The following is a 26,370-nucleotide window of genomic DNA, read 5'->3' as shown; positions in this document are numbered from 1 at the left end:
CCGTGCCCCGCCCGCGCCCCGCCCGCGCTCGGGACCTGCCCGCGCCCCCGATCGGGACCCGGTGCGTATCGTGACGTATCCCCCGAATAGTCTTGTCAACAGGCTGTGGACAAGTTTTCGGACACATCATGGCTGGGAGGTACGGAGGGTACACATCCCCGCAGAACGGAAGGAACCGGGCTGATGGCCGCATTCGCGGAAGGCTCCCCCTGCTGGGTGGACGCCTCGCTTCCGGACGTCGAGGCGGGCAAGCGCTTCTACGGTGAGCTCTTCGGATGGTCCTTCGGCGACAGCGCGGGCGCCCGGTACGGCCACTACACGCAGGCCTACGCCCGGGGCCACAACGTGGCCGCCCTCGCCCCCAAGCCCGACGGCCGGATGCCCACCGTCTGGGGCGTCTACCTGTACACCTCCGACGCCTACGCCTGCGCCGCCCGCATCCGGGCCGCCGGCGGCCAGATGGTGATGGACCCCCAGCCCGTGGGCCCGTACGGCACCGCCGCCATGGCGGCCGACCCCGGCGGGGCCGTCTTCGGGCTGTGGCAGCCCGGCACCCACCACGGCTTCGAAGCGCAGCAACAGCCCTACACCTACTGCTGGTCGGAGGTGTACACCCGGGCCCGCGACGCCGTGGACGTCTTCTACGGCAAGGTCTTCGGGTACGTCGCCGAGGACCAGGACGACCCCGAGACCGGCATCGAGTACCGCGTCTGGTCCCCGCCCGGCAACCGGGCCGGATCCGACACCGCCGTGCTGGGGCGCAGCCTGATCACCGACGCCTTCCCGGAGATCATGCCCGCGCACTTCCTGGTCTACTTCGCGGTCCCGGACTGCGACCAGACCGTCGCCACCGTGCAGCGCCTCGGTGGCCGCGTCACCGCCGATGCCTTCGACACGCCGTACGGGCGGATCGCCGTCGTCGCGGACGATCAGGGGGCCGTCTTCGGCCTGCTCTCGGAGCCCCGGACCAAAGCCGCTCCCGAAAGCCACGCCTGACCCGGGGCCGGACCCGGCGCGGGCCTGACAGAATCGAGCTTGCGCGACGTCCGGCACCGCCGGGGTGAGACGCTGCACGGGTGCGGTGGGGCGAACCCCCGTACGCGGGACCCGTACGCGGGACCCGCATGGCAGGCCCTGCGCGGAATCGACCGCCGTGCCGTTGTGCGTGCTGGTGGAAGCGGGTCCGGCGTGGGCCCGTACGGGGAGGTGTGGAGGCGAGTGGTGGAGCAGCTGACGCAGCACGACCCGAGACGGATCGGCCCCTTCGAGGTGCTGGGACGGCTCGGCGCCGGCGGCATGGGGCTGGTCTATCTCGCGCGGTCGGCGTCCGGACGTCGGGTCGCGATCAAGACGGTGCGGACCGAACTCGCCGAGGACCAGTTGTTCCGGGTGCGCTTCACCCGCGAGGTGGAGGCGGCGCGCGCCGTCTCCGGCTTCTACACCGCGGCCGTCGTCGACGCCGACCCGCGTGCGGCGGTGCCCTGGCTGGCCACCGCGTACGTTCCGGCGCCCTCGCTGGAGGAGATCGTCAACGAGTGCGGGCCCATGCCCGCGCAGGCCGTGCGGTGGCTCGCGGCCGGCATCGCCGAGGCCCTGCAGTCCATCCACGGCGCCGGACTCGTCCACCGCGACCTGAAGCCGTCCAACGTGCTCGTCGTCGAGGACGGCCCGCGCGTCATCGACTTCGGCATCGCCAGCGGGGTCTCCAACACCCGCCTGACCATGACGAACGTCGCCGTGGGCACCCCCGCCTACATGTCGCCGGAGCAGGCCAAGGACTCGCGCAGCGTCAAGGGCGCCAGCGACGTGTTCTCGCTCGGCTCCACGCTGGTCTTCGCGGCGACCGGCCACCCGCCCTACCACGGCGCGAACCCCGTCGAGACGGTGTTCATGCTGCTGCGCGAGGGTCCCAACCTCGAAGGGCTCCCCGACGAGCTGCGGCCGCTGATCGAGTCCTGCATGCAGATGGAGGCCGGCCGGCGCCCCAGTCCCGCCGACCTCCAGGCGCAACTGGCCCCGCACCTCTTCGACGGCGACGACGACAGCGGTACCGCCTCGGCGTGGCTCCCGGGGCGCGCCGTCGCGATGATCGAGGCCCGCCGCGCGGGCCTGCGCACCGCGGCCGTCCCGTCCGGTCGGCCCGCGTCCGGTCGGCCCGCGCCGGGCCGCCCCGCCTCCGGGGACGGCCACGGACCGGCCTCCGGCCCGTCCACGCACCGCCGCCAGCGCGGGGCCGACCCCTGGGCGGACCCGCGGACCGGCCAGGCCGCCCCGCCGCGCCCGCACCACCCGCCGCAGCCGGGCCTGGTGCCCTCCGGCGATCCCGTGCGGCTCGGCGCCTCGCCGGTGCCGATCGGGCCCGGGCCCCGCGCCACGGCCGCCGCGTCCTCCGCGATGGTGGCGGACAAGGCGACCGGCTGGATCCGGCCGCCCGGCGGCGGTACGGCCTCGGCGGTGGAGGCCGTGCCGGCCGTGACCGGCGCGCCCGCCGTCCCGAGCCCCGGCCCGTCCCCGGACAGCGGCCGCTGGCGCCCGTGGCGCTTCCGCATGTCCAACGAGGTCTGGGGCACCCCGACCGTCGCGGGCGATCTGCTGTACGTCACCTCCTTCGAGGTGCACGCCCTGGACGTCGGCAGTGGTCGCCGGCAGTTCAAGACCCGCGACGTCGCCTGGTCGATGGCCGTCTCCGACGGCCGTATCCACGCCTCCGACGGGCCCTCCCTGTACGCGCTGGACTCCTCCGACGGCTCCGAGCGGTGGCGTCTGGCCACCGACGCCTGGGTGTACGCGCTGCGCGCCGACCGGGGCACCGTCATCACCGCCACCCGCGGTGGCGGCGTCCAGGGATGGGAGGCCTCCAACGGCCAGAAGCTGTGGGAGCTGGCCGGCGCCCAGTCCGACTTCGAGACCCCCGAGGCGGCCCCCGTCCTGCACGAGGGCACCGTCTACGTGTGGCAGGACGCCCGGCTGCGCGCCCTGGACGCCCGCAGCGGCCTGGAGGCCTGGTCGTATCCCGTCGGAGACGCCGCCGCGTGCGGCAACGTCCCCGTACGGGTCACGCCGGCCCCCGACGGCAACGTCTACGTCGCCGCCGGCACCCGCGTGCTGTCCGTGGACCGGGCCTCCGGTCGGGTCCGCTGGCACTTCGAGGCCCCGGCGGTGTTCCTGGCGGCCCCGGCGTTCGCGCCGGGCGCGGCCGTGACCGGCGGCGGGGTCTACCTCGTCGACTACCTGGGCACCGTCTACGCCCTCGACGCGGTCACCGGCAAGGACCGCTGGCGCATCGCCACCGAGCCCCGGCAGTCGGCGGACCCGGTGGTCGTGGCCAACGGCAACGTCCACCTGGGGTCGGGCAGTGCCCTGTACACGCTCGACGCGGTCACCGGCACCCCGAAGTGGCGGTTCGCGGCGGGCGGCGAGATCACCGGCCTGCCCGCGGTCGCGGACGGCCGGGTGCACTTCGGCTCGGCGGACCACTGCCTGTACACCCTGGACGCGGCGGGCGGTCAGCTCCGCTGGAAGCTGGCGACCGGCGGCGAGATCACCGGGGCTCCGGTGGCGGAGGCGGGGGTGGTGTACGCGTGCAGCAAGGACCGCTGCGTGTACGCCCTGGACGCGGCGAAGGGCACGGGTACCCGTACCGGCACGTGACGGCGCCGCGGCCCCGCCGATTCGCGTACCGCACCGGGAGTGACAGGATGGACCCCATGAGCAACGTTTACTTCGACATCAACATCAACGGCGAGGCCGCCGGCCGCATCGTCTTCAACCTCTTCGACGAGGTCGTTCCGAAGACGGCGCAGAACTTCCGCGAGCTGGCCACCGGCCAGCACGGCTTCGGCTACGCGGGTTCGCCGTTCCACCGCGTCATCCCCCAGTTCATGCTGCAGGGTGGTGACTTCACCAACCAGAACGGCACGGGCGGCAAGAGCATCTACGGCGAGAAGTTCGCCGACGAGAACTTCGACCTGAAGCACGACCGCCCGTTCCTGCTGTCGATGGCGAACGCCGGCCGCAACACCAACGGCTCGCAGTTCTTCATCACCACCGTCGTCACCCCGTGGCTCGACGGCAAGCACGTCGTCTTCGGCGAGGTCGTCGAGGGTTCGGACCTGGTCCAGAAGATCGAGTCCCTCGGTTCCCAGTCGGGCGCCACCCGCGCCAAGATCGAGATCGCCGCCTCGGGCGTCGTCGAGAAGTGATCTGACCCACCCGCGTTCGCGCCGGACGGCCCCGCCCCCCTCGGGGGGACCGGGGCCGCCGCCATGTCCGGCCCCTTCCGCTCCCGCCGGCGGGGCGGTCAGCGGCCGGTGAAGGCGGCGGCGTTCTCGCGGGCCCACTGGCCGAAGGTGCGCGCGGGGGTGCCGAGCAGGGTCTCGGTGGTGTCGGCGAGGGCGACCGGGGTGACGGTGGCGGCTGCCCACAGGTCGAGCAGGGAGCCGACCACGGGGGCCGGCATGTGCCGGCCCATCTCCCGCTCGGCCTCGGCGCGGGTGATCTCCTCCACGGGGACGTCCCGACCGATGACGTCGGAGATCACGGCGAGCTGTTCGCGGAACGTCAGCGACCGGGGGCCGGTCAGGGTGATCGCGCGGCCGGCGAGGTCCTCGCCGGTGAGGGCGCGGACCGCGATGTCGGCGATGTCGTCGGGGTGGATGGGGGCGAGGGCGGCGTCGGGGTGGGCGAGCCGGACGGGCTGCCGACGGCCGATGGAGTGGGCCCAGCCCAGCGCGTTGCCGGCGAAGGCGTCCGGGCGCAGCAGCGTCACCGTGAACGGGGCGTCCGCCAGGGCGCGTTCGACCCGGAGGCTGTGCGAGGCGAGCGGATCGGTGTCGGCGCCGGGTGCGAGGACCGAGGCGGAGGACAGCAGCACGACGTGCTCCACGCCGGCGGAAGCGGCCGCCTCGACCAGGTCGTGGATGCCGTCGGGCTCGGGGTAGAGGAACACGCTGCGGATGCCGGCGAGTGCGGGGGCGAAGGTCTCGGGGCGGTTCAGGGTCAGTTCGACGGTGTCGACGCCGGCCGGGACGGCCAGTTCGGCGGGTTCGGCACTGGCGGCACGGACGGCGAGACCGCCGGCGTGGAGGCGGTCGAGGACCGCCCGGCCGATCCTGCCGCGGGCTCCGGTGACGAGGACGGTCATGGGACGGCTCCATTCATGGTTGCGTACATATGCATGCTTGCATGCATGTAATTTCACGTCAACACATATGTGGTCCCTGCCATGAATGTACGATGCGGCACATGACGACGAGCGAGCCGAACCAGCCGAAGACGGCCGAAGAGCTGTTGGACGCCGTGGGCCCGGCCTTCTCCAAGCTGCGCCGAACCTCACTGCTGGAGGTCGAGAACCCCATCTCGGCGAAGGACCTCAGCCGCACGCTGGTGCTCAACCACGTCATGGAGGCCACCAGGGACCCCGAGCAGGAGATCACCGTCGGAGGGGTCGCCGAACTCCTCGCGGTGGACCCCTCGGTCGCGAGTCGGATGGTCACCGACAACATCAAGGCCGGCTACCTGATCCGCGGCGCCTCCCAACAGGACGGCCGCCGCAGCGTGCTCCACCTCAGCCCGGCCGGGCACGAGCTCATGGAACGCTTCCGCCGCCATCAGCGCTCGGCCTTCGAGTACATCACCGCCGGCTGGCCGGAAGGCGAACGACTGGACTTCGCCCGCCTCATGCTCAAGTACGTCGACTCCCTTGACGACCTGCGCCAACGCGGCCCGGCCGCCGACGCCCCGCACTGAACCGACGCGCTGAACCGACCGCCGCGCCGACCCGACGGCCACGACGGACTACGGCTGCTCCCGCGTCGGGGGCGGCCGGTCCCACGGCTCGGTCGCCGGGTCGGCCGGGCCCGAAGGCGGCGGGTACGCGGTGTTCGGGCCCGGGGGATACGAACCCTGCGGCCGGTCGGGGGCCGGCGGGTACGAGGCGTCCGGAGGGTACGACCCACTCGGCGGGTGCGGGTCGCCCCGCGGGTACGAGGCGGGCGGGGGATACGGATCGCTCGGCGGGTACGAGGCGTTCGGCGGGTACGGGGCGTCCGTGGCGGGGAGGTCGCGCGGCCGGCGGCGCGCGGGGCGACCGCGCATCACGAACGCCGCGAGGATGAGCAGCGCGCCGCCCCCGAAGGCGTTGGCGACCCCGTCGCCGAGGCCCCCGCCGTCACCGCCGACCGAGAGGCTGCCCGCGGCCTGCCCCTGGCGGACCATCCACAGCACGGCGAAGCCGATGACGATCACGCCCGCGAGGGCCATCAGCAGCCGTGAGCGCAGCAGGATCGCCGTGAGGGTGAGGAGCGCGGCGAGCACGAAGGGCATCACGAACGAGGCGAGCAGCGCGCCCCTGGCGTCGGTCACTCCGGCGGACGAGAAGAGGTCCGCGAGGCGGTAGTCCCGCCCGTGCCGGCCCTCGTACCAGACGCGGAAGGGGCTCCACACGGCCACCGTCGCCCCGATCAGGCCCAGCAGGGAGCCGAGTACGTTGCGGATCAATGCCCGGCCCTCCGAGGTGGCGGTCGTGATCGAGCGGTCGTGATCCCGACGCTACGCCCCCGCCCCCCGACCCCGCACGCCGGACGGTGCGGGCGGGGTCGGGGCGGGGGAGGCCGGGCGCAGGCGGGGCGCCCGGCGGGTGCGGGCGGCTCAGGGGGTGGTGGGCGCGGATTCGACGCGGGCGCGCAGGGCCTCGTTCATCGCCGCGAAGTCGCGGGCGTTCCTCGTCAGGAGCCTGCCGAGGAAGGGGGCCAGTAGCCCGCGGACGCGTTCGCCGTGCTCCAGCCGGGTGGTGCGGCCCGGACCCTCGGTCAGGTGGAAGAAGTGCTCGGTGTCGAGGAGACCGGGGGCGAGGGTCCTGCGGACCCAGCGCAGTTCGGCACCGGGCCGGGCCGCCACGACCCTCGGCCGCAGGGTGATCGGGTCGCCGGCCTCCGGGTACGTCCGCAGGGTCAGCCGCTCGCCCGGGACCGGCTCGCCGTACGCCTCGCGGATGTACGGGTTCCACGTGCAGTGGCGGGGCAGGTCGGACAGGGTCGCCCAGACCTCTTCGGGCGTCGCGTCGATGGTGATGGTGGTGGAGATGGTGCGCACTGGTGCGGTGCTCCTCGTGGTGGTCGGTGTGCACCGAAGGGACGCGGGGGTGTGCGGTTCCGCCACCGGGTTCGGTGGTCGGGATGGAACCACGGATTCCGGCCGCCGTGACCGGCGGTCCGGGGATCTTCGCCGCCGGCGAAGAGAGCGGAATCAAGTCTTCCGGTCATGGTCAGACGTATGCCGATACGTCCGGCCACCGAGGCGTCCGGCCCCGTTCACCCGCCCCGCACGGCTGGTAGCGTGGCGCGCCGTTGCCCAGGGGGAGGGGTCAGGTCATGGTGGCTGGACGTCGTGTCAGGTTCATCGCCGTTCTCGTCGGGGTGGTGCTCGCGCTCACCGGCTTCTCCTCGCACGGCGGGTCGAGCGGCAAGAGCAAGAGCGGTGGAGGCGGCTGCTCCAGCTCCAAGAGCGGCTCCAAGAGGAAGTCCCACAGCGGGAGCAACAGCAGCAACAACAGCAGCGGCAACAACAGCAACAGCAACAGCGGGAACTCGACGTCCTCGCCCACTCCGACCGCCGGCGCCCGCGCGGAACTCGTCACCTGCGCCGCCCCGGGCCGACCCGAGGCCACGCTCAAGGTCACTTCCGGGTCGGGCGTCGAGGGCACCTTCTCGGTGTCCGTGGTCTTCGAGGGAGCGAACGGGCGGGTCGACTCCGGCTCCGCCGAGGTGCGGCTGAAGTCGGGCGAGAGCCGCACCGTGGACGTGCCGATGACGTCCCCGGACCGTGTCGCCGACGTCCTGCGGTGCGTGGTCGGGCGCGTCGAGACCGTCTCGTCCTCGACGGCCCGCCCGTCGTCGACCCCGAGCAGGGGCTCCGGCGGCACCTCGGGGTCCACGTCCACGAGCAAGCCCAGGACCACGACCAAACCGAAGTCGAGGTCCACCCGCTGAGCCCCAGGCCCGTCGCCCCCGGCCGTCGCGCCCGACCGCGCCGCGACCGGCCGCCGAGTCGTCGCCCGTCCGACCCGTCGCCGCCGCGCGGTCAGCGCACCCGCGGTTCAGGTGCCGATCGCCGGTCGGTGAACAGGGCCGCCTGGCGCTCCGGCGGCAGGTTGCCCAGGGTGATCAGCGCCGGTGCCTGGTCCAGGGCCTGGTGCAGCGCGGCCCGTTTCGCCGACCAGAGCGCGCGCACGGTGCCCTGTACCGCCTCCGTCGGATGGCCGGCCAGGATCTCGGCCGACCGCAGCGCCGCCGGCAGCAGTTCCTCGGGGGCGGTCACCTCCGAGACGAGGCCGATCTCGTACGCCCGCCGCGCGGAGAGCCGTTCGGCCGTGCCCATCAGCGACATCCGGGCGGCCTCGCCGAAGGGCATGCGCTGCGCCATGTACACGGCCTCGTAGGCGCTGACCATCCCGTAGCTGGTGTGCGGGTCGAAGTACGTCGCCGTCGACGAGGAGACGATGAACTCCGACTCGCCCAGCAGGTAGAACGCCCCGCCGCACGCCATGCCGTTGACGGCGGCGACCACCGGCTTCCACAGGTCGGCCGCCTTCGGGCCGATGGCGATCAGCGGATCGTCCATCGCGTACGGGGACGCGGGCTGCGGCACCTCCACGGACCGGTCGACGCCGGTACAGAAGGCCGCCCCGCCCGCGCCCGTGAGCACCACCGCCCGCACGTCCTCGTCGAAGCGGAACTCCCGCCATGTGGACGTCAGTTCGGCCGCCATGGCCAGGTCGACGGCATTGTGCCGGTGTTCCCGGTCCAGGGTGACCACCGCGACCCCGGTCGTCTTGTCCCGCTCCACCCGCACGGTCACGACTTCTCCAGGACCCAGCGCGGCACGGCGATCCCGCCGGTCTCGGTGAACACGACCTGGACCCGTGCCCCGATCCGCAGCCGGGCCGGGTCCACCGAGTCCAGCGGGGCGTCGGCCGAGGTCACGAGGTTGCCGACCAGCCGGATGTGCGGGGCGTCGGCGAGCTCGACGAGGATCACGTTGTACGGGGCCTGCGCGGCGTAGGCGGGCAGCAGGGGCGGGTGGGGCCGGACGTAGGACCAGATGCGGCCCCGGCCGTTCGTCGGCCGCCACTCGGAGGCGAAGGACCGGCAGTGCGGGCAGCAGGGGCGCGGCGGGAAGCGGAGTCGGCCGCAGTCGGAGCAGGCCTGGACGCGCAGTTCGCCCCGGGCGGTGTACTCCCAGAAGGGGGCGCCGTCCTCGTCCGGGACGGGCAGGAGGAGCGCGTCGGTACCGGGAACGGCCGCGTCCGCGGTCGAGGCGGAGGCGGGCGTCGCGGGCGGGGGCGTCGCGGCGGCGGGCGTCGCGGAGGGGGTCACGGCGGCGGTCACGGGGATCAGCTCCTCAGCAGGATCGCGGACGTCGGGACACCCTCGCCCGCCGTCACCAGGCAGGTCGCGGCGTCCGGAACCTGGGCGGTGGAGACACCGCGCAGTTGCTTGACGCCCTCGTTGATCAGGTTGAAACCGTGGACGTAGGCCTCGCTCAGCCCCCCTCCCCCGGTGTTGATCGGGAGCCGGCCGCCCATCTCCAGCGCCCCGCCCTCGGTGAACGCGGCGCCCTCGCCGCGCCCGCAGAAGCCGTAGCCCTCCAGGGAGAGCGGGATCAGCGGGGTGAAGGCGTCGTAGATCTGGGCGACGTGCACGTCCTGGGGCCCGAAGTCGGCCTGCTTCCACAGGTGCCGGGCGGCCGTCCAGGCGGGGCCGGAGAGCGGGTCGTCGTTCCAGTAGTTGACCATCCCGTGGTGCTGGGCGGGCAGGCCCTGGGCGACGGAGTGCACGTAGACGGGTCTCTGGCGGCAATCGCGGGCCCGTTCGGCGGAGACGATCACGCAGGCGAGCGCCCCGTCCGTCTCCAGGCAGTTGTCGAAGAGGCAGAGCGGGTCGCTGATCATGCGGGAGGTCATGTACATCTCGCGGGTCAACGGGCGCTCGTACATCATGGCGGCCGGGTTCTCGTTGGCCCGGTTGCGGCAGGCCATCGCGACGTTGAAGAGGTGGTCGCGGGTGGCCCCGTACTCGTGCATGTAGCGCCGGGCCAGCATGGCTATCTCGTCGGCCGGGCGCAGCAGTCCGAAGGGGCGGGTCCACTGGCCGGGCGTGGGCAGTTGCACGGCGGTGTTCTTCCACGGGCGCGGGCCGGAGCCGCGTTTGCGCGAGCGCCAGGCGACGCCGACGGAGGCCTGGCCGGTGGCCACGGCGGCGGCGAGGTGGCCGACGGTGGCGCAGGAACCGCCGCCGCCGTAGCCGACCTTGGAGAAGAAGGTGACGTCGCCGGCGCCGATGGCCTTGGCCACCTCCACCTCGTCGGTCTCCTCCATCGTGTACGAGGCGAACGCGTCCACCTCGCCGGGGTCGATGCCCGCGTCCGCGAGCGCCGCGAGGACGGCCCGGCAGGCCAGTTCCTTCTCGGAGCCCGGCAGTCGTTTGGCAAAGGGGGTCTGGCCGATGCCGACTATTGCCGTAGCGTCCTTGAGCGTTGCCGCCATCGCCACCTCCGGGGCTGCACCAGTACTGACAGCCGCGAAGGCTACAGCTAATCTGACGGATAGTCAGCTACTGGGCATCGGGGAGGGCGCACGATGGGCGAACACCGGCGCGACGAGGGCACCACGCGAGGCACCCCGCGAGGCGACGCGCGAACCACCGGGCGAACCACCGGGCGAAGCACCGGGCGGGGCGACGCGCACGACGGCCCTCCCGGCACCGGCGGGAACGACGACCCCCGCGGCGACCTGCGCTGGCGCAGCATCCCCGGCCTGGTGCGCGCCGCCGCCGCCCGCCACGCCGACCACGAGGCCGTCGTCGACGGCCGCGTCCGCGTCAGCTACGCCCAGCTCGGAGAGCGGGTCGAACGCGCCGCGGCGGCCTGCGTCGCCGCCGGCGTCGAACCGGGCGACCGGGTCGCCGTCTGGGCGCCCAACACCCTCGACTGGATCGTCTCCGCCCTCGGAGCCGTCTCGGCCGGCGCCGTGCTCGTCCCCCTCAACACCCGCTTCAAGGGCGCCGAGGCCGCGTACGTCCTGCGACGCAGCCGCGCCCGACTCCTCTTCGTCACCGGCACCTTCCTCGGCACCTCCTACGTGGCCTCCCTGCGCCGCGCCACCGCCGAGGGCGCCGGCACGGGCCCGCTGCCCGGGCTGCCGCACCTGGAACAGGTCGTCGTCCTCGCCGACGACGCCCCCGAGTCCTTCCGCACCTGGAAGGACTTCCTGGCGGGCGGCGACGGCGTGCCCGCCTCCGTCGTCCGCGAACGCGCCGAGGCCATCGCACCCGACGCCCCCTCCGACATCATCTTCACCTCGGGCACCACCGGCAGCCCCAAGGGCGCCGTCATCACCCACGCCCAGACCCTGCGCTGCTACGAGGTGTGGAGCGAGCTCGCCGGGCTGCGCGAGGGCGACCGCTACCTGATCGTGAACCCCTTCTTCCACACCTTCGGCTACAAGGCCGGGATCATCGCCTGCCTGATGCGGGGGGCCACGATGGTGCCCCAGTCCGTCTTCAACGTCGACACGGTCCTGGCCAACGTCGCCGCCGAACGGATCTCCGTGCTCCCCGGCCCGCCCACCCTCCACCAGTCCCTCCTCGACCACCCCCAGCGCGACCACCACGACCTGTCCGCCCTGCGCCTGGTCGTCACGGGCGCCGCCGTGGTCCCGCTGCGGCTCGTCGAACGGCTGCGGGGAGAGCTGCGCATCGGGGTCGTCCTCACCGCCTACGGGCTCTCCGAGGCCGGCGGCATCGTCACCATGTGCCGGCGGGGCGACCCGGCCGAGGTCATCGCCGCCACCTCCGGCCGGGCCATCCCCGACACCGAGGTGCGCGTCGCCGGCCCCGACGGGCTGCCCCGACCGGTCGGGACCGCCGGCGAGGTGTGGGTCCGCGGCCACCACGTCATGCGGGGGTACTTCGAGGACCCGGTGGAGACGGGCCGCGCCATCACCCCCGAGGGCTGGCTGCGCACCGGTGACGTGGGGGTGCTCGACCGGGCCGGGAACCTGCGCATCACCGACCGGATCAAGGACATGTTCATCGTCGGCGGCTTCAACGCCTACCCCGCCGAGATCGAGCAGCTCCTCGGCCTGCACCCGGACATCGCCGACGTCGCGGTGGTCGGCGTCCCGGACCCGCGCCTCGGCGAGGTGGGCAAGGCGTACGCGGTCCGCCGCCCCGGCTCCACCCTCACCTCCGACGACCTGATCGCCTGGTCCCGGCGGGAGATGGCCAACTACAAGGTCCCGAGGGAGGTGGAGTTCGTCACGGACCTGCCGCGCAACGCGAGCGGCAAGGTCCTCAAGACGGAACTCCGCGCGCGCCCCGCCTGAGAAGACCGCCGGCGCCCCGGTCGGTGATCAGCCGGAGGCCGACGGTCGGTCGGCCGGCCGTCGGGCCAGCGCGAGGCGCCAACGGGGAGCGCCGTCGGGGCGGTACCCGAAGTGTTCCAGCGGGATCGTCTCCACGGTGAAGCCCGCCGCGCGCAGGTCCGCGCGGACCGGGCCCCAGGGGAAGGTGCGGTAGTACATGACGAACGGCGGCCGCCACACGGCGTTGCGCACCCGCATCGCCGCGTCGAAGCCGGCCGTCGCCCACCACAGCGGGGAACTCGGCGGCAGCGGGGCCCCGATGGGGAAGGCGAGCACCCCGCCGGGACGCAGCGCGTCGCGCACTGCGGCGAAGAGCGCGGGCCGCTCGGCCGGGAGGAAGTGTCCGAAGGCCCCGAAACTGACCGCCAGGTCGTACGTGTCCCGGAGCGTGTCCGGCAGGGCCCGCGCGTCCGCCCGGAGGAGATCGACCCCCTCGGGGAGGGACCGCGCCGCCTGCGCGAGCATGCCCGCGCTCAGGTCGACCCCCGTCACCCGGCCCCGGCACAACCGGCGCAGCATCGGCAGTCCCGCGCCGGTGCCGCAGCAGACGTCCAGCCCGGCGTCGAAGGATCCCTCGTGCAGGGCCAGGGTCTCCTCGACGGAGTCGAGGATCCGGTCGGGGGTCCGGAAGGGCGTCGCGTCGAACTTGGGCGCGAGCAGGTCGTAGCCGCGCTCGACGGAGGAGAGGGCCTGTACGGCCAGTTCGCGAAGGCTTGGTCCCTGTGAGGTGAACACGCCCTCAGCCTAATGACCGACGGCGTCGGCCTGCCGCCGCCCGCTCGCGGTCCGGCCCGGAAGGGTCCGGACGCGCACGTGCGGCGGCCGCGGTGGTCCCCCCGGGCCACCGCGGCCGCCGTCCCCCGTACGTTCCCCCGAGTCGTTCCCCGTGGGTCCCCCGTACGTTTCCCCCGTACGTGTCGTGCTCGCCTCCGCTACGGACGCGGACCGGACGCGTGGTTGTCCAGCGTCACGATCTGCTCGTCCGCGGCCTTGTCTTCCTGCCCGAGCAGCGGCGTACCGCCCGAGGCATGGTTGTCCAGCGGTTTGATCTCGATGCCCGACGCGTGGTTGTCGAGCGGCTTGATGTCGCCTTCCTTGGGAAGAGCGTTCTCGTTCGTCGTCATCGGATCTCCTGATGGATGAGTCGGGCCCGTTCGGCGATTCCCCCGAGGACCGCCGAACGGGTAGTCCTCCAGTCGACCCGCGAGTCCCCCGACGCGTCGAGTCGATGTACCCATCATGGCCTGCGGCGATAAACGAACGATGAACGTCGCGTTCATCCGGCGAAAGTGCCGGTCAGGCAGCCAGCTGCGAGGCCAGCAGGGAGCGTACTTCGGCCAGTTCCGAGGAACCGAGCCGCTCGAAGACCGTTTCGGCGTCCCGCCAGCACACCCGCGCCCGGTCCGTCTGCCCCAACCGCACCAGCGCCTTGCCCAGCACCGTCAGCACCGTGGCCCGGCGCCACTCGCCGCCGATCCCGCGCAGCGCGATGGCCTGCTCGGCGTGCGAGGCCGCCAACGTGGGCCGGCGGGCGGCGAGATGGGCCTCGGCGAGCCGGAAGTGCGTCACGCCCTCCCACAGCGGTTGCCGGTTGTCGTGGAAGAGCGTCAACGCCTCCGCGAGCTGCGCCAGGGCCTCTCCCAGCCGGCCCGCCTGGGTGAGCGCGATGCCCAGCGCGTACCGGCCGTTGGCCAGCCGCAGGGTCAGGCCCATCCGGTCGTAGATGTCGATGCCCTGTTGCGCGAGCTCTATGGCACTGGTGAGCCGGCCCAGCATCACGTGGATCCGGGAGAGGTTGCACAGGGCGCTGGCCTCGCCGACGAAGTTCCCGTCGGCCCGGAAGTTCTCGATGGCCTCCAACAGGAACCGTTCGCCGTCCGCGTGCCGGCCCTCGTACAGGGCGATGATGCCGCGGTCGTTGGGAGCCCAGCAGTTCGGCAGCGGGTCCTCGGCCTCGCGGGCCAGCGCCATGGCCCGGCTGGCCTCGCCGTCGGCCTCGGCGAACCGGCCCGCGACCAGGTGCACGATGGTGAGCGTGATCCGCGCCCGCCCCTCGGCGTGCGGGTCCCCGGCGGCGCGCGCGGCCTCGCACAGGGCGACGGCCGCCGACTCGTACTGCTTGGAGTTGGCCCCCGACTCGGTGAGGTCCTTCGCCGCCCACAGCAGGTCCACGGAGCGGCGCAGCACGTCGACCAGGCCGCCGCGCCCGGTGGTGCGCACGGAGGCCTGTCGGACGCACGCCAACAGCGGGTCCGCCTCGGCGAACAGCCAGTCCAGCGCGGCGCGCGGCTCGGTGAAGACCAGGCCGGGGTGGTGGGTGGCGGCCATGTGGGCGGGCAGCCGGTCGCCGGGCCGCTCCAGGGCGTACACCCCGGCGGCGGTGGCCAGGTAGAAGTCCAGGAGCCGGTCGAGGGCGGCGTCACGCCCGCTCGGCGGCTGCTCGTCGCGCTCCGCGCAGGCCCGTGCGTAGAGACGGACCAGGTCGTGGAAGCGGTAGCGGCCGGGTGCGGCGGATTCGAGGAGGGAGCAGTCGACCAAGGCCTCCAGCAGGTCCTCGGTGTCGTGCTCGGGCAGGTCGAGCACGGCCGACGCGGCGGCGAGCGAGATGTCGGGTCCGTCGGCGAGCCCGAGGAGCCGGAACGCCCGCTGCTGGGCGGGCTCCAACTGTCCGTAGCCCAGCTCGAAGGTGGCCTTCACGGCGAGGTCCCCGGCCTGGAGTTCGTCGAGGCGGCGACGCTCGTCGGCGAGCTTGGCCGCGAGGACGGACACCGTCCAGGTGCGGCGGGCGGCGAGCCGGGACGCGGCGATGCGGATGGCCAACGGCAGGAACCCGCAGGCCCCGACCACGTCGAGGGCGGCCTGACGTTCGGCCGCGACCCGTTCGGCGCCGACGATCCGGGTGAACAACTGGAGCGCCTCGTCCGGGCTCATCACGTCGAGGTCGACGAGGTGGGCGCCGGCGAGGCCCGACATCCGGACCCGGCTGGTGACGAGCGCGGCGCAGCCGGCGGTGCCCGGCAGCAGCGGGCGGACCTGGGCGGCGTCGCGGGCGTTGTCGAGCAGGACCAGGACGCGACGGCCGTCGAGGATGGACCGGTACAGCGCGGCCCGTTCGGCGGGGGAGTCGGGAATGGCGGTGTCCGGGGTGCCCAGGGCCCGCAGGAAGGAGCCGAGCACGGCGACGGGCTCGGCCGGTCGCGGTTCGGTGCCCTGGAGGTCCACGTACAACTGGCCGTCGGGGAAGTGCGGGCGGGCGGCGTGCGCGACGTGCACGGCCAGGGTGGTCTTGCCGACGCCGCCGATGCCGGCGAGCGCGGACACCGCCATGACCTGGCCCTCCGCTCCGGAGAGGATCTTGCCGAGCTCGGTGACGAACGGGGCGCGTCCGGTGAAGTCCGGTACGGTCGCGGGCAATTGGGCCGGCCTCACGAGAACGGGTGCGGCGGCCGGCGTGGGGTCCTCGGCGAGGGCCAGTTCGGCGTCCGCGGACAGGATCCGGCCCTGGAGGGCGGAGAGTTCGGGCCGCGGGTCGACGCCGAGCTCGTCGGCGAGGAGCCGGCGGGTGTCGGCGTACACGGCGAGTGCCTCGGCCTGCCGGCCGCTGCGGTAGAGGGCGAGCATCAGCAGCTCGCGCAGCCGCTCCCGCAGGGGGTGGGCGGCGGTGAGGGCGGTGAGCTCGGAGACGGCCTCGGCGTGCTGGCCGACCTCCAGGTCGAGGTCCAGGCGCGTCTCCAGCAGTTGGAGCCGCCACTCGGCGAGCCGGGTGCGCTCGGTGTCGGCGTGCGGGCCCGGCACCCCGGCGAGGGGTTCCCCGTCCCACAGGTCCAGGGCGCGGGTCAGGAGCGTACGGGCGAGGGCGCGGTCCCCGCCGGCGCGGGCCTTCTCGGCGTCGCCGGCCAGGGCGCGGGCGATCCCGAGGTCCAGGGCTCCGGCGGGGGTGCGGATGGCGTAGCCGCCGGCGTCGGTGACGAGCAGCCCGGGGTCGAGGACCTTGCGCAGGCGGGAGGCGTACGTGCGGATGGTGGCGAGGGCCTGCTGCGGGGGGTCCTCGCCCCAGATGGCGTCGATGAGTTCGGGCGCGGTGGCGGTGCGGCCGTCGCGGAGCAGGAGGACGGCGAGCAGGGCCCGCTGCTGGGGGCTGCCGGAGGCCAGCAACTCGGGGCCGCGCCAGGCGCGGATGGGGCCGAGGACGGCGAAGCGGTTCCCGCAGGGGGTGGGTCGGGGCCGGTCGGTGTCCTGCGCGGCGGCCCTCGGGGTGGCGGTGCTCCCGGCGGGCGGGGTCTTCTCGGAGGTGGTCGCGGCGGTGCTCCCGGCGACGGTTCGGGAGGAGGTTTCGGGCGGGGTGTCGACCGCGTCCGTGGTGGTCCGGGCTGCCTCGGGGTGGTTCCGCTGGTGCGGGATGGCCGGTACGCCGTCCATCTGTCGTCCCCCCTGCCTTCCGTCGTTGTAAGGGTCAGTCTGCCCTGTCTTGCACGTACACGTCAGCCCGCGGCGGACTGATCGCTTCCCCGGTGCCGCCCAACTAGCTGACGGTTCGTCAGATCAGCGCTACCGTGGTTCGCATGGAGACCTTCCCGAAGATCATCTCGGTGGACGACCACACGGTGGAGCCCCCTCATGTCTGGCGGGACCGGCTCCCGTCCAAGTACCACGACATCGGCCCGCGCGTCGTCCGAGCCCCCCTGAAGGAAATGACCTTCCTCGGCGGCAAGTTCGCCCCCGTCATGGGAGCGAAGGGCGACGACGGCCCGATGGGCGACTGGTGGGTGTACGAAGACCTGCACCGCCCGCTCACCCGCCTCGACACCGCGGTCGGATACGACCGCGACGAGATCAAACTGGAAGTCATCACCTACGAGCAGATGCGCCCGGGGTCCTTCGCGGTTCCCGACCGGCTCGCGGACATGGACGTCAACCACGTCCAGTCGGCCCTGTGCTTCCCCACTTTCCCGCGCTTTTGCGGGCAGACCTTCACCGAGGCCAAGGACCGGGAGCTCGGACTGCTCGGCGTCCGCGCCTACAACGACTGGATGGTGGAGGAGTGGTGCGGCCCCGACGCCGCGGGCCGGCTCATCCCCCTCACCCTCGTCCCCCTGTGGGACGCCCGACTCGCCGCGGCCGAGGTCCGCCGCAACGCCGCCCGGGGCGTGCGGGCCGTCGCCTTCTCCGAGATACCGCCCCACCTCGGGCTGCCGTCCATCCACACCGACGACTGGGACCCGTTCCTCCAGGCGTGCGACGAGACCGGCACGGTCATCGCCATGCACATCGGTTCCTCCTCGCGCATGCCCTCCACCTCCGCCGACGCCCCGCCGGCGGTCGGCTCGACCATCACCTTCGCCAACTGCTGCTTCTCGATGGTGGACTGGCTGATGAGCGGCAAGTTCGAACGCTTCCCCAACCTGAAGATCATGTACGCCGAGGGGCAGATCGGCTGGATCCCCTACATCCTGGAGCGCGCGAACGTGGTGTGGGAGGAGAACCGCGGCTGGGGCGGGGTCGCCGACAAGGTGCTGCGCCCGCCGTCGGAACTCTTCGCCGAGCACGTCTTCGGCTGCTTCTTCGACGACGCCTTCGGTCTGCGGAACCTGGACTCCATCGGCGTGGCCAACGTCCTCTACGAGACGGACTACCCGCACTCCGACTCCACCTGGCCCAAGTCCCGGGAGGTCGGCGAGGCCCAGATGGGACACCTCGCCCCGGACGTGGTCGACCGCATCGTCCGCGGCAACGCCATCGACCTGCTGGGCCTCACCCCGGAGGGTCTCTGGGCGGGCGCGTAGCCCCTGCGGCCGACATCCCGCCCGGTCGGCGCCGGCCCGTGGCGGTCCTGATGGTCCGTGGCGGCATCTGGTGGTCGGCGCGGCCCGGCCCCGCGGTACGGCGATCGGCCCCGGACGGAACCCGTCCGGGGCCGATCGCCGTGGCGCGCGAGACACAAGGGGCCTGATCCGGCGCGACCTTGGCGCACCCCCGCCTTGCGGGCGGAAGCGACGCCAGGGCATGATTCGCCGGAGCAAACCGGGGGAGGACGACTGTGGTGGACAAGCGGACCGTGGTGACCGTGGTGTTGTGCGCGGTGGCCGCACTGGGGGCATCCGCCGCCATGACAAAGGTGGTGCCGGCCACTGACCAGGCGGCGGCCACACGGGCGGAGGGTGCCCCCTCGGGGTCGGCGTCACCCAGCCCGTCATCGCGATCGCAATCGTCGAAGCAACCGCAACTGTCCACGTCTCCGGCGCCCCGACCGAACGCCACGACCCCCGGCCCGGGTGGTCCCGTGAAGTTCGCCGGGGCGCTGTTCGAAGGCAACCCGGATGGTCGGGTGGACGGCGACCACTTCTGTACGGCGACCGTCGTGCACAGCCCCGGGCGGAACCTGATCGTCACCGCCGGGCACTGCCTGGTCCCCGGCGAACAAGGCGCGAACGGCCCGATATTCGCACCCGCGTACGCCGGCACCACGGCCCCGTTCGGTGCCTGGCGGCTCGAAGAGGTCTACGAGGATGAGCGTTGGACGGATGACGCGAACGACGACTACGACCTCGCCTTCGCCCGTCTCGCCCCCGACTCCTCCGGCCGCAACATCGAGGACGTCGCCGGCGCGGCCGTCCTGGACACCACGGGTCGCACGGGCGAGCAGGTCACGGTGACCGGCTACCCGGCCGACCGCAGCGTGCCGCGCACCTGCACGGCGGTGGCGGTGCACGAGAAGGCGGCGGAGCAGCGGTTCGACTGCGCCGACTTCCCCGGGGGCACCAGCGGCAGCGCGTGGATCGCCCGCGACGGCAAGATCGTCGGCGTGTTGACGGGCGGCGACACGGACGACGTCTCGACGAGCACCGTCCTGGGGGAGTACGCGGCCACCCTGTACCGCCGCGCGACCGGGACCGCGCCCGGGACCGCGAGTACGCCCGGGAGCGCCACACCGCACTGAGTCGTGCCGCACCGGGTCGTGCCGCACCGGGTCGTGCCGAGCGGTGCCGTGCCGAGCGGTGCCGTGCCTAGTCGGTACGTCGGCGCGGCGCCCCGCGGCGCACCGCGCCGACGTACCGACGGGCCGGAGCCGGGCCGGCCCCGGCTCACACCATCAGGCCGAGGTGCACCGGCTCGGCGGACACGTCCGCGAGCAGGTCCGCCAACCGCGGCGGCCACAGCGGCTCCCCGAGGGCGGCCAGCGCGTCCCGCGAGAGCCAACTCCACTGGGCGTCGGGCGACTCCGGGACGGGATCGCGAAGCGGCCCCGTGGTGACGTAGATGTGCTCGTGCTGCCGGACGGGGATGCCTTGATGGGTGAAGTCGTGCTCCCAGGTGCAGAGCAGTCGCCGAGGTTCGAGATCGGTCCACCCGGTCTCCTCGCGCAACTCGCGCCGCACACATTCCTGGGGGCTTTCCCCGGGGTCGATTCCCCCGCCGGGGGGAAGCCAGTGGATGCCCACTTCCACATTGTTCTCCCGAAAGAGAAATACGGATCCCGTGGGCGACAGGATCACAATGCGCGCTGCCTGACGTGGAGTTCTCATCAGATCAGGGTACGACCGAAAAGGTCGGACGGTAACTGTCGTGCAGCCGGACGCATTTCTCGAATTCCCCGGAACGGAGATGATTGAACAAGGCGAAATCGGGGGAGTCGGCTGTTTCCTCGGGGGCCGTTGACGAAATCGGGATCGGCGGTGGGCGGTACCCGCCCGGCGGTCGGCGGTACCCGCGCCCCCGAAAGGGCGCGGGCCCGGTTCACACGCCGCGGGCCCGGTTCACTCCGCGCGGGCCCGGATGGGAGCGTCGTCGTCGCGGCCGACGCACCAGTCGAGGAGCGAGGGCCAGGGGCCGTATCCCGCGTCCTCGCCCAGGTGACCCTGGCCGGCCAGGACGTCCACCGGCAGGCCGAGCGGCTCGGCGAAGACGGCGGCGGCGCCCCCCGGACAGCACGGGTCGTCGTCGCCGCCGACCATCCGGACGTACCCGGCCGTGGCGGACAACTGCGCGGACGACACCCGGGGCGGCGCGAAGGCGGCGACCTCCGGGTACCGCCCCAGGTAGCCCGCCGACGGCGGGGCGACGAGGAGCACCCGGTCGACCGGGACCGCCACCTCGCCCCGGGCCGCCGCGTGGAGCCACAGCACGCAGGCCAGGCTGTGGCAGACGACCGTGCGCCGCCGACCGCGCAGCGCGCCGAGCCGCTCGCGCAACTCGGCCAGCCACACCTCCAGGTCCGGATGGTCCGGGTCGGGGAAGGCCGGGTAGTCGACGGCGTGCCCCGAGGCCGTGAGCCGGTCGGCCAGCCAGTGTTCCCAGTGGCCGGTGGGCCGATGGTTCTGCCAACCGTGGAGTATCAGGAAGCCGTCCTCGGCCAGGGCGTCGGTCATCGTTCTCGCAATCGTGTGAAGACACCGGGAAGTTCGAAGCGATCATGGCCGCGCCCCGTCCCCCGGGTCCAGTCCCTCCGGTCCGGTCCTGTCCCGCCTACCCCGCCTGCAACGCCGGCGTCGGGGAGAGGCGGCCGGCGCGGACCGCCGGCCCCACCCCCGCGCCCGTTCCCGGCCTCACCCTCGCGCTCGGCCCGGACCCCGGCCCTGCCTCCGCGCCCGCGCCCGCTCCCGGCCTCACCCCCGCGTCCGGCCCGGATCCTGGTCCGTGACCCGCGCCCATTCCCGCCGGTGCCCGCGCCCGCCCTGCCTCCGCGCCCGTTCCCGGCCCTGCCTCCGCGCCCGCGCCCGTTCCCGGCCTCACCCCCGCGTCCGGCCCGGATCCTGGTCCGTGACCCGCGCCCATAACCGCCGGCGCCCGGGCCTCGTCGCGCCCGGCCCGGACCCCGGCCCGGATCCTGGATCCTGACCCGCGCCCATCCCCGCCGGCGCCCGCGCCCGTTCCCGGCCTCACCCCCGCGTCCGGCCCGGATCCTGGTCCGTGACCCGCGCCCATAACCGCCGGCGCCCGCGCCTCGCCTCGCCCGGCCCGGATCCTCGTTGCTGCCCCCGCCCGGACGCGCCCCGCCCCGCCCCGCCCCGGGCCCAGTCCGGCCGGCACCGCCGCCCCGGGCCCAGTCCGGCCGGCACCGCCGCCCCGGGCCCAGTCCGGCCGGCACCGCCGCCCCGCGCCCAGTCCGGCCGGCACCGCCGCCCCGCGCCCAGCCCCGCCGGCACCCCCGGCCCGCCGCCCCTGCCGCGCCGAAGAGGTCCCCCCTTCGGCGAATTGGAAGATCCGCTGTGTACGGTCGATTGAATGAGCAAGTACGTCCGAGCCCGCCCCGGTCGCCCCGTCCGCAACCGAGCCCCCCGGCAGCGCGACTTCCGGGGCCTCGCCGTCGCGGCGGGTCTCGGCCTGCTCGTCTTCACCGCCGGCTGGGTCCACGTCGCCCGTGACACCCCGGGGGCCGACCCCGGGTCGGCCCGCCCGGACTCCCGCCCGAGGACCGCGGCGGACCGTGCGGCACTCGCCGAGGACCAGGCCCGCCCCAGGGGCAACGACGCCCTCCCCGGTCTGGGCAAGGCCACCCGGGCCAGGATTCCGAAGGACTCCCGGCAGTTGATCGTGATCACGGGCAAGTCCGCGGGTTCCTCCGAGTCCGTCGTGACCCTCTGGTCGCGCTCCGCGCCCGGCGGCGACTGGAACCGGGCGGACACCTGGCCGGCCCGCAACGGCGCCAAGGGCTGGTCGGCGCCCGAGGAGCGCACCTACGGGGACCTGACCTCCCCGCAGGGCGTCTACTCCCTGACCGACGCCGGCGGCCTGCTGCCGAAGCCGCCGGGCACGAAGTTCCCGTACGACGAGGACGACGGCTTCGTCGCCACGGGCACCGGCGTGAACGGTGAGCCCCTGACCGGCGCCTTCGACTACGTCGTGGCGATCGACTTCAATCGGGAACGGGGGGTGTCGCCGCTCGACCCGCGCAAGCCGCAGGGCGAGGAGCGGGGCGGCAACATCTGGCTGCACGTGGACCACGACGGGCCCTCGCAGGGCTGCGTCGGCATTCCCAAGGAGGCGATGAAGAAGCTCCTGCAGACCCTGGACCCGGCGGCGAAGCCCGTCGTCGTCATGGGGCCGCCGGGCTTCTGACCGTGCTTGCGAGCGGCGCCTCCCGGCGACCGCCGCGGCCTTGCCGCGCGAGCAGCGCGACGTACGCGAGGTCGAACACCGAGCACAGCACCCCGAGCCCGAGGATGAACGGGGCGTCCTCGATCACCCCGAAGAGCACCGTCGGCGCCAGCGTCCCGAGCCACTTCGCGACGGCGATGACGAGGGACTGCCCGCGCGACCCGCGCCGGCCCGCGTACAGGGCGATGAAGAGGCCGGACATCAGCAGGTTCTGCAGGAACGCGGAGTAGCGCGAGGCGTCGTGCGTCCCGAACTGCGCCAGGAACAGCCACTGCACGGCGAAGGCGCCGGCGAAGACGAGCGCGCTCCACCCGGCGAACAGCGGCCGGGTCACGAACTCCGGCAGCTCCGCCCGCCCGAACCGCAGGTAGGTGCCGATGATGACGACGTCGGCGGCGGCCCACACCACGTTGACCACACCCTGCGCGGACACCCCGGCGAGGAAGTCGGTGGTGGCGTACGTCGCTTCCCAGGCGAAGTTCAACGCGAGGGCGGCGACCGGCATGGCGTAGGTCCGGTCCCGCAGCCCGACGCGGATCGCCTCGGCGTACACGAGCGTCCACGCCACCGCGCTGAACAGGGTCAGGAACAGTTCCACCCGCGTCTCCCGCGCTCGCAACTCCTCGGTCGCCGCACCCTAGGCGCCGGCCACCCGATCCCGCCAGGCCCGATCCCGCCAGGGCAGCACACGTCAGGCCCGATCCCGCCAGGGCAGCACCCGCCAGGCCCGATTCCGCGGAGGCCCATCCCGCCGGGGCCGCACCGGGTCCGGTCCAACCCCTTGCCTGACGGATCGTCAGCTATGACGATGGCCCCCGGTGTCGGCCTCCCGAACAGGTCGAAGTCGAGGGCGAGGTGGGGACGGTCATGGCGCGCGTGTTTCCCGAAGGCCGGCTGGTGTACGGGATGCAACTCCCGATCCAGTCGCAGAGCACCATCTACGCCGAGCCCTGGGAGGCGACGGCCGGCGCCGTCGAACTCGCCGAGGTGGCCCGGGCCGCCGACCGGGCCGGTTTCGGCTACGTGGCCACCTGCGACCACGTGGCCATCCCGCGCGCGATGGCCGGGCCCATGAGCACCGCCTGGTACGACCCGGTGGCCACCCTGTCCTTCCTCGCGGGGATCACCGAACACGTCCGGCTGCTGAGCCACGTCGCGATCGTCGGCCTGCGGCATCCGCTGATCACCGCCAAGCAGTACGCCACGCTCGACCACCTCTCCGGCGGCCGGTTGATCCTGGGGGTCGGGGCGGGGCACGTGCGGGAGGAGTTCGAGGCCCTCGGCGTCGACTTCGAGCGGCGCGGGGCCGTGCTCGACGAGACGCTGGACGCGCTGCGGGTGGCGCTCGGGCCGGAGGAGTACCCGGAGTTCGAGGGCGGGTCGTTCTCGTTCCGGGACCTGGGCCAGTTGCCCCGGCCCACCCAGACCCGCATCCCCTTCTGGGTCGGCGGCTCCTCGCCCGCCGCCGTGCGCCGCGCGGCCGTGCGCGGCGACGGCTGGCTCCCGCAGGGGGATCCGCGCGACCGGCTCCCGGAGCGGATCGCCCGGATCAGGGAGCTGCGCGAGGCGGCGGGAGTCACCCGCCCCATCGAGATCGGCGCCATCACCGAGCCCCTGTACGTGGGCGAGCCCGGCTGGGACACCGGCCGGCGGGCCCTCACCGGCAAGGCGGAGGCGCTCGCGGAGTCCCTGCGGGAGTACCGGGCGCTGGGCGTGGACCAGATCCAGGTTCGGTTCCGCAACCGCGACGTCGCCGAACTGACCGACCAGATGGCCGCCTTCGGGGCCGAGGTGGCCCCCCTCCTCAACGACTAGGGCAGGAGCACCCGCCATGGGCAAGTTGGACGGACGCGTCGTCGTCATCACGGGTGCGGCGCGCGGGCAGGGCGAGCAGGAGGCCCGGCTCTTCGCCGCGGAGGGCGCCAAGGTGCTCCTGGGCGACGTGTTGGACGAGCAGGGCGCCGCGGTCGCCAAGGAGATCGGCGAGGACCGGGCCCGGTACGTGCGCATGGACGTGAGCCGCGAGGAGGACTGGGCCGCCGCGGTCGAGGTGGCGAAGGCGGCTTTCGGTCGGATCGACGGACTGGTCAACAACGCGGGCATCCTGCGCTTCAACGAGCTGACCGCGACCCCGCTGGAGGAGTTCCGGCAGGTGATCCAGGTCAACCAGGTCGGCGCGTTCCTCGGCATCAAGACCGTCGCGCCCGAGATCGCGGCGGCCGGCGGGGGCACGATCGTCAACACCTCCTCGTACACCGGTCTGACGGGCATGGCGTACGTCGGCGCGTACGCGGCGACCAAGGCCGCGATCCTGGGTCTGACCCGGGTGGCGGCGCTGGAGCTGGCGGGGAGGAACATTCGCGTCAACGCCATGTGCCCGGGCGCCGTGGACACGCCGATGGCCAACCCGGGGCTGCTGGACCCGGCGGGGGTGAGCGACGAGGCCAGGGACGCGATGGCCGAGTTGTACAAGCGGGTCGTGCCCCTGGGGCGGGTCGGTCGGCCGGACGAGATCGCGCGCCTGGCGCTCTTCCTGACCGGCGAGGACTCCTCGTACATCACCGGGCAGCCGTTCGTCATCGACGGGGGCTGGACGGCCGGCGTCAGCATCCTGTAGCCAAGGCATCTGATGGAGCGTCAGGTATTGACGCTCCAGCCCCGGCGGTGGAACAGTCGGGACATCGAATCTGACGCAACGTCAGAAACCAAAGGACGGTGAACCCCCTTGGAATTCGGGCTCTTCGTGCAGGGATACGTGCCTGAGGCGCGGTCCAAGGTCGACCCCGAGGCGGAGCACAAGGCGCTGATCGAGGAGACCGAGTACGTCATCCAGGCCGACAAGTCCGGCTTCAAGTACGCCTGGGCCTCCGAGCACCACTTCCTGGAGGAGTACTCGCACCTCTCCGCGAACGAGGTGTTCCTCGGCTACCTCGCCCACGCCACCGAGCGCATCCACCTCGGCTCCGGCATCTTCAACCCGCTGGCCCCCGTGAACCACCCGGTCAAGGTCGCGGAGAAGGTCGCCATGCTCGACCACCTCTCCAAGGGGCGCTTCGAGTTCGGCACCGGGCGCGGCGCCGGCAGCCACGAGATCCTCGGCTTCCTCCCGGGCATCGAGGACATGAACGGCACCAAGGAGATCTGGGAGGAGACCATCGCGGAGTTCCCCAAGATGTTCCTCCAGGAGGAGTACGAGGGGTTCAGCGGCAAGCACTGGTCGCTGCCGCCGCGCAAGATCTTCCCCAAGCCGTACGGCAAGGCCCACCCGGCCATGTGGTACGCCGCCGGGTCCCCCACCTCGTACGCCATGGCCGCCAAGAAGGGCCTCGGCGTCCTCGGCTTCAGCGTTCAGAAGGTCTCCGACATGGAGTGGGTGCTGGAGCAGTACAAGACGGCCATCCAGGAGGCGAAGGCCATCGGCGCCTTCGTCAACGACAACGTCATGGTCACCTCCACCGCGATCTGCGCCGAGACCCACGACAAGGCCGTCGAGATCGCCGTCAACGCCAACATGAACCGCTTCCAGTCGCTGGTCTTCCGCTACCACGACACCTTCCCGCGGCCCGAGGCGATCCCGCAGTGGCCCGAGACGCTCCCCGAGTACAACGCGGAGATCATCGAGCTGCTGATCGCCGAGGAACTGCTGATCTGCGGAGACCCGTCCGAGGTGCTCCGGCAGTGCGAGCGCTGGGAGCGGGCGGGCGCCGACCAGTTGTCCTTCGGCCTGCCGACGGGGGTGTCCTACGAGGACACCATGACCACCGTGAAACTCATCGGGGAGCACGTCATCCCGAAGATAGACACGGACCCGGTGCACCGCACCACCCGCTTCCGTGAGGCCTCAGGGTCCTGAA

The 26,370-nt window shown here is 73.1% G+C and carries 24 protein-coding genes; 12 read left to right on the top strand and 12 right to left on the bottom strand.

Annotated elements, in window-relative coordinates:
• The first annotated feature begins 183 nt into the window (after window positions 1-183).
• The 3 genes from ACFYW3_RS13080 to ACFYW3_RS13070 all read left to right on the top strand — a co-directional run bounded on the left by ACFYW3_RS13080 (window position 184) and on the right by ACFYW3_RS13070 (window position 4,202).
• Window positions 184-996: a VOC family protein gene (locus tag ACFYW3_RS13080; RefSeq protein ID WP_389386248.1), complete on the top strand. Its 813-nt coding sequence runs from the start codon at window positions 184-186 to the stop codon at window positions 994-996.
• A gap of 222 nt (window positions 997-1,218) precedes the next feature.
• A complete protein-coding gene (locus tag ACFYW3_RS13075) occupies window positions 1,219-3,651 on the top strand; it encodes a PQQ-binding-like beta-propeller repeat protein (RefSeq protein ID WP_351758663.1) in 2,433 nt (810 codons plus the stop codon).
• Between the two features lie 56 nt (window positions 3,652-3,707).
• Entirely contained in the window at window positions 3,708-4,202 is a 495-nt protein-coding gene (locus tag ACFYW3_RS13070; protein WP_053681176.1) for a peptidylprolyl isomerase, read from the top strand.
• Window positions 4,203-4,300: 98 nt separating this feature from the next.
• Here the strand turns inward: ACFYW3_RS13070 and ACFYW3_RS13065 are convergent, their stop codons facing one another.
• Window positions 4,301-5,143 (bottom strand): SDR family oxidoreductase, encoded by an 843-nt coding sequence (locus ACFYW3_RS13065; protein WP_389386247.1) that lies wholly within the window; start codon window positions 5,141-5,143, stop codon window positions 4,301-4,303.
• A 101-nt stretch (window positions 5,144-5,244) separates the two neighbouring features.
• Between ACFYW3_RS13065 and ACFYW3_RS13060 the strand changes: the two genes are divergently transcribed.
• Window positions 5,245-5,748: a MarR family winged helix-turn-helix transcriptional regulator gene (locus ACFYW3_RS13060; RefSeq protein ID WP_389386246.1), complete on the top strand. Its 504-nt coding sequence runs from the start codon at window positions 5,245-5,247 to the stop codon at window positions 5,746-5,748.
• 48 nt (window positions 5,749-5,796) lie between these two features.
• On the opposite strand, the gene ACFYW3_RS13055 is transcribed toward ACFYW3_RS13060, so the two are convergent.
• Window positions 5,797-6,498, bottom strand: coding sequence for a hypothetical protein (locus tag ACFYW3_RS13055; RefSeq protein WP_389386245.1), 702 nt, complete (start codon window positions 6,496-6,498; stop codon window positions 5,797-5,799).
• A 150-nt stretch (window positions 6,499-6,648) separates the two neighbouring features.
• The gene (locus tag ACFYW3_RS13050; protein WP_351758673.1) at window positions 6,649-7,092 is read right to left on the bottom strand and encodes an SRPBCC domain-containing protein; all 444 of its coding nucleotides are present in this window, start codon (window positions 7,090-7,092) and stop codon (window positions 6,649-6,651) included.
• 278 nt (window positions 7,093-7,370) lie between these two features.
• On the opposite strand from ACFYW3_RS13050, the gene ACFYW3_RS13045 reads away from it, so the two are divergent.
• Complete coding sequence (locus ACFYW3_RS13045; RefSeq protein WP_389386244.1) at window positions 7,371-7,988, top strand: hypothetical protein; 618 nt, start codon at window positions 7,371-7,373, stop codon at window positions 7,986-7,988.
• Between the two features lie 91 nt (window positions 7,989-8,079).
• On the opposite strand, the gene ACFYW3_RS13040 is transcribed toward ACFYW3_RS13045, so the two are convergent.
• From ACFYW3_RS13040 to ACFYW3_RS13030, 3 genes are all read right to left on the bottom strand, one after another.
• Window positions 8,080-8,856 carry an enoyl-CoA hydratase/isomerase family protein gene (locus ACFYW3_RS13040; protein WP_389386243.1) on the bottom strand — a complete coding sequence of 259 codons (777 nt, stop codon included), beginning with the start codon at window positions 8,854-8,856 and terminating at the stop codon, window positions 8,080-8,082.
• Window positions 8,853-9,272 (bottom strand): OB-fold domain-containing protein, encoded by a 420-nt coding sequence (locus ACFYW3_RS13035; RefSeq protein ID WP_351758719.1) that lies wholly within the window; start codon window positions 9,270-9,272, stop codon window positions 8,853-8,855. The genes ACFYW3_RS13040 and ACFYW3_RS13035 overlap by 4 nt, the downstream gene beginning before the upstream one ends.
• Before the next feature lie 119 nt (window positions 9,273-9,391).
• Entirely contained in the window at window positions 9,392-10,543 is a 1,152-nt protein-coding gene (locus ACFYW3_RS13030; protein WP_351758681.1) for a lipid-transfer protein, read from the bottom strand.
• 93 nt (window positions 10,544-10,636) lie between these two features.
• Between ACFYW3_RS13030 and ACFYW3_RS13025 the strand changes: the two genes are divergently transcribed.
• A complete protein-coding gene (locus ACFYW3_RS13025; RefSeq protein WP_389386242.1) occupies window positions 10,637-12,382 on the top strand; it encodes a FadD3 family acyl-CoA ligase in 1,746 nt (581 codons plus the stop codon).
• Window positions 12,383-12,409: 27 nt separating this feature from the next.
• On the opposite strand, the gene ACFYW3_RS13020 is transcribed toward ACFYW3_RS13025, so the two are convergent.
• The 3 genes from ACFYW3_RS13020 to ACFYW3_RS13010 all read right to left on the bottom strand — a co-directional run bounded on the left by ACFYW3_RS13020 (window position 12,410) and on the right by ACFYW3_RS13010 (window position 16,840).
• Complete coding sequence (locus tag ACFYW3_RS13020) at window positions 12,410-13,156, bottom strand: class I SAM-dependent methyltransferase (protein ID WP_351758685.1); 747 nt, start codon at window positions 13,154-13,156, stop codon at window positions 12,410-12,412.
• 197 nt (window positions 13,157-13,353) lie between these two features.
• Complete coding sequence (locus ACFYW3_RS13015; RefSeq protein ID WP_351758688.1) at window positions 13,354-13,545, bottom strand: hypothetical protein; 192 nt, start codon at window positions 13,543-13,545, stop codon at window positions 13,354-13,356.
• A 172-nt stretch (window positions 13,546-13,717) separates the two neighbouring features.
• Window positions 13,718-16,840 carry a BTAD domain-containing putative transcriptional regulator gene (locus ACFYW3_RS13010; RefSeq protein WP_389386241.1) on the bottom strand — a complete coding sequence of 1,041 codons (3,123 nt, stop codon included), beginning with the start codon at window positions 16,838-16,840 and terminating at the stop codon, window positions 13,718-13,720.
• 143 nt (window positions 16,841-16,983) lie between these two features.
• Here ACFYW3_RS13010 and ACFYW3_RS13005 point away from each other — a divergent pair, with 143 nt between their 5' ends.
• The gene (locus ACFYW3_RS13005; RefSeq protein ID WP_351758693.1) at window positions 16,984-18,204 is read left to right on the top strand and encodes an amidohydrolase family protein; all 1,221 of its coding nucleotides are present in this window, start codon (window positions 16,984-16,986) and stop codon (window positions 18,202-18,204) included.
• Between the two features lie 497 nt (window positions 18,205-18,701).
• Window positions 18,702-19,358, top strand: coding sequence for a trypsin-like serine peptidase (locus ACFYW3_RS13000; RefSeq protein ID WP_389386240.1), 657 nt, complete (start codon window positions 18,702-18,704; stop codon window positions 19,356-19,358).
• Between the two features lie 145 nt (window positions 19,359-19,503).
• On the opposite strand, the gene ACFYW3_RS12995 is transcribed toward ACFYW3_RS13000, so the two are convergent.
• Window positions 19,504-19,944, bottom strand: coding sequence for an NUDIX domain-containing protein (locus ACFYW3_RS12995; RefSeq protein WP_351758698.1), 441 nt, complete (start codon window positions 19,942-19,944; stop codon window positions 19,504-19,506).
• Between the two features lie 231 nt (window positions 19,945-20,175).
• Window positions 20,176-20,787, bottom strand: coding sequence for an alpha/beta hydrolase (locus ACFYW3_RS12990; protein WP_351758701.1), 612 nt, complete (start codon window positions 20,785-20,787; stop codon window positions 20,176-20,178).
• A gap of 856 nt (window positions 20,788-21,643) precedes the next feature.
• Between ACFYW3_RS12990 and ACFYW3_RS12985 the strand changes: the two genes are divergently transcribed.
• Window positions 21,644-22,477 (top strand): L,D-transpeptidase family protein, encoded by an 834-nt coding sequence (locus ACFYW3_RS12985; RefSeq protein WP_351758704.1) that lies wholly within the window; start codon window positions 21,644-21,646, stop codon window positions 22,475-22,477.
• On the opposite strand, the gene ACFYW3_RS12980 is transcribed toward ACFYW3_RS12985, so the two are convergent.
• Window positions 22,455-23,114 (bottom strand): hypothetical protein, encoded by a 660-nt coding sequence (locus ACFYW3_RS12980; RefSeq protein ID WP_389386239.1) that lies wholly within the window; start codon window positions 23,112-23,114, stop codon window positions 22,455-22,457. The genes ACFYW3_RS12985 and ACFYW3_RS12980 overlap by 23 nt on opposite strands.
• A gap of 269 nt (window positions 23,115-23,383) precedes the next feature.
• Between ACFYW3_RS12980 and ACFYW3_RS12975 the strand changes: the two genes are divergently transcribed.
• The 3 genes from ACFYW3_RS12975 to ACFYW3_RS12965 all read left to right on the top strand — a co-directional run bounded on the left by ACFYW3_RS12975 (window position 23,384) and on the right by ACFYW3_RS12965 (window position 26,369).
• Complete coding sequence (locus ACFYW3_RS12975; protein ID WP_389386238.1) at window positions 23,384-24,331, top strand: LLM class F420-dependent oxidoreductase; 948 nt, start codon at window positions 23,384-23,386, stop codon at window positions 24,329-24,331.
• 16 nt (window positions 24,332-24,347) lie between these two features.
• The gene (locus ACFYW3_RS12970) at window positions 24,348-25,133 is read left to right on the top strand and encodes an SDR family NAD(P)-dependent oxidoreductase (protein ID WP_389386237.1); all 786 of its coding nucleotides are present in this window, start codon (window positions 24,348-24,350) and stop codon (window positions 25,131-25,133) included.
• Window positions 25,134-25,241: 108 nt separating this feature from the next.
• On the top strand, window positions 25,242-26,369 hold the full coding sequence (locus tag ACFYW3_RS12965; RefSeq protein WP_351758712.1) for an LLM class flavin-dependent oxidoreductase: 1,128 nt from the start codon (window positions 25,242-25,244) through the stop codon (window positions 26,367-26,369).
• Window position 26,370 lies beyond the last annotated feature (1 nt).

The sequence above is a fragment of the Streptomyces sp. NPDC002602 genome, assembly GCF_042889445.1.
Classification (GTDB): Bacteria; Actinomycetota; Actinomycetes; order Streptomycetales; family Streptomycetaceae; genus Streptomyces.
This window is presented reverse-complemented; position numbering and strand designations above follow the sequence as displayed.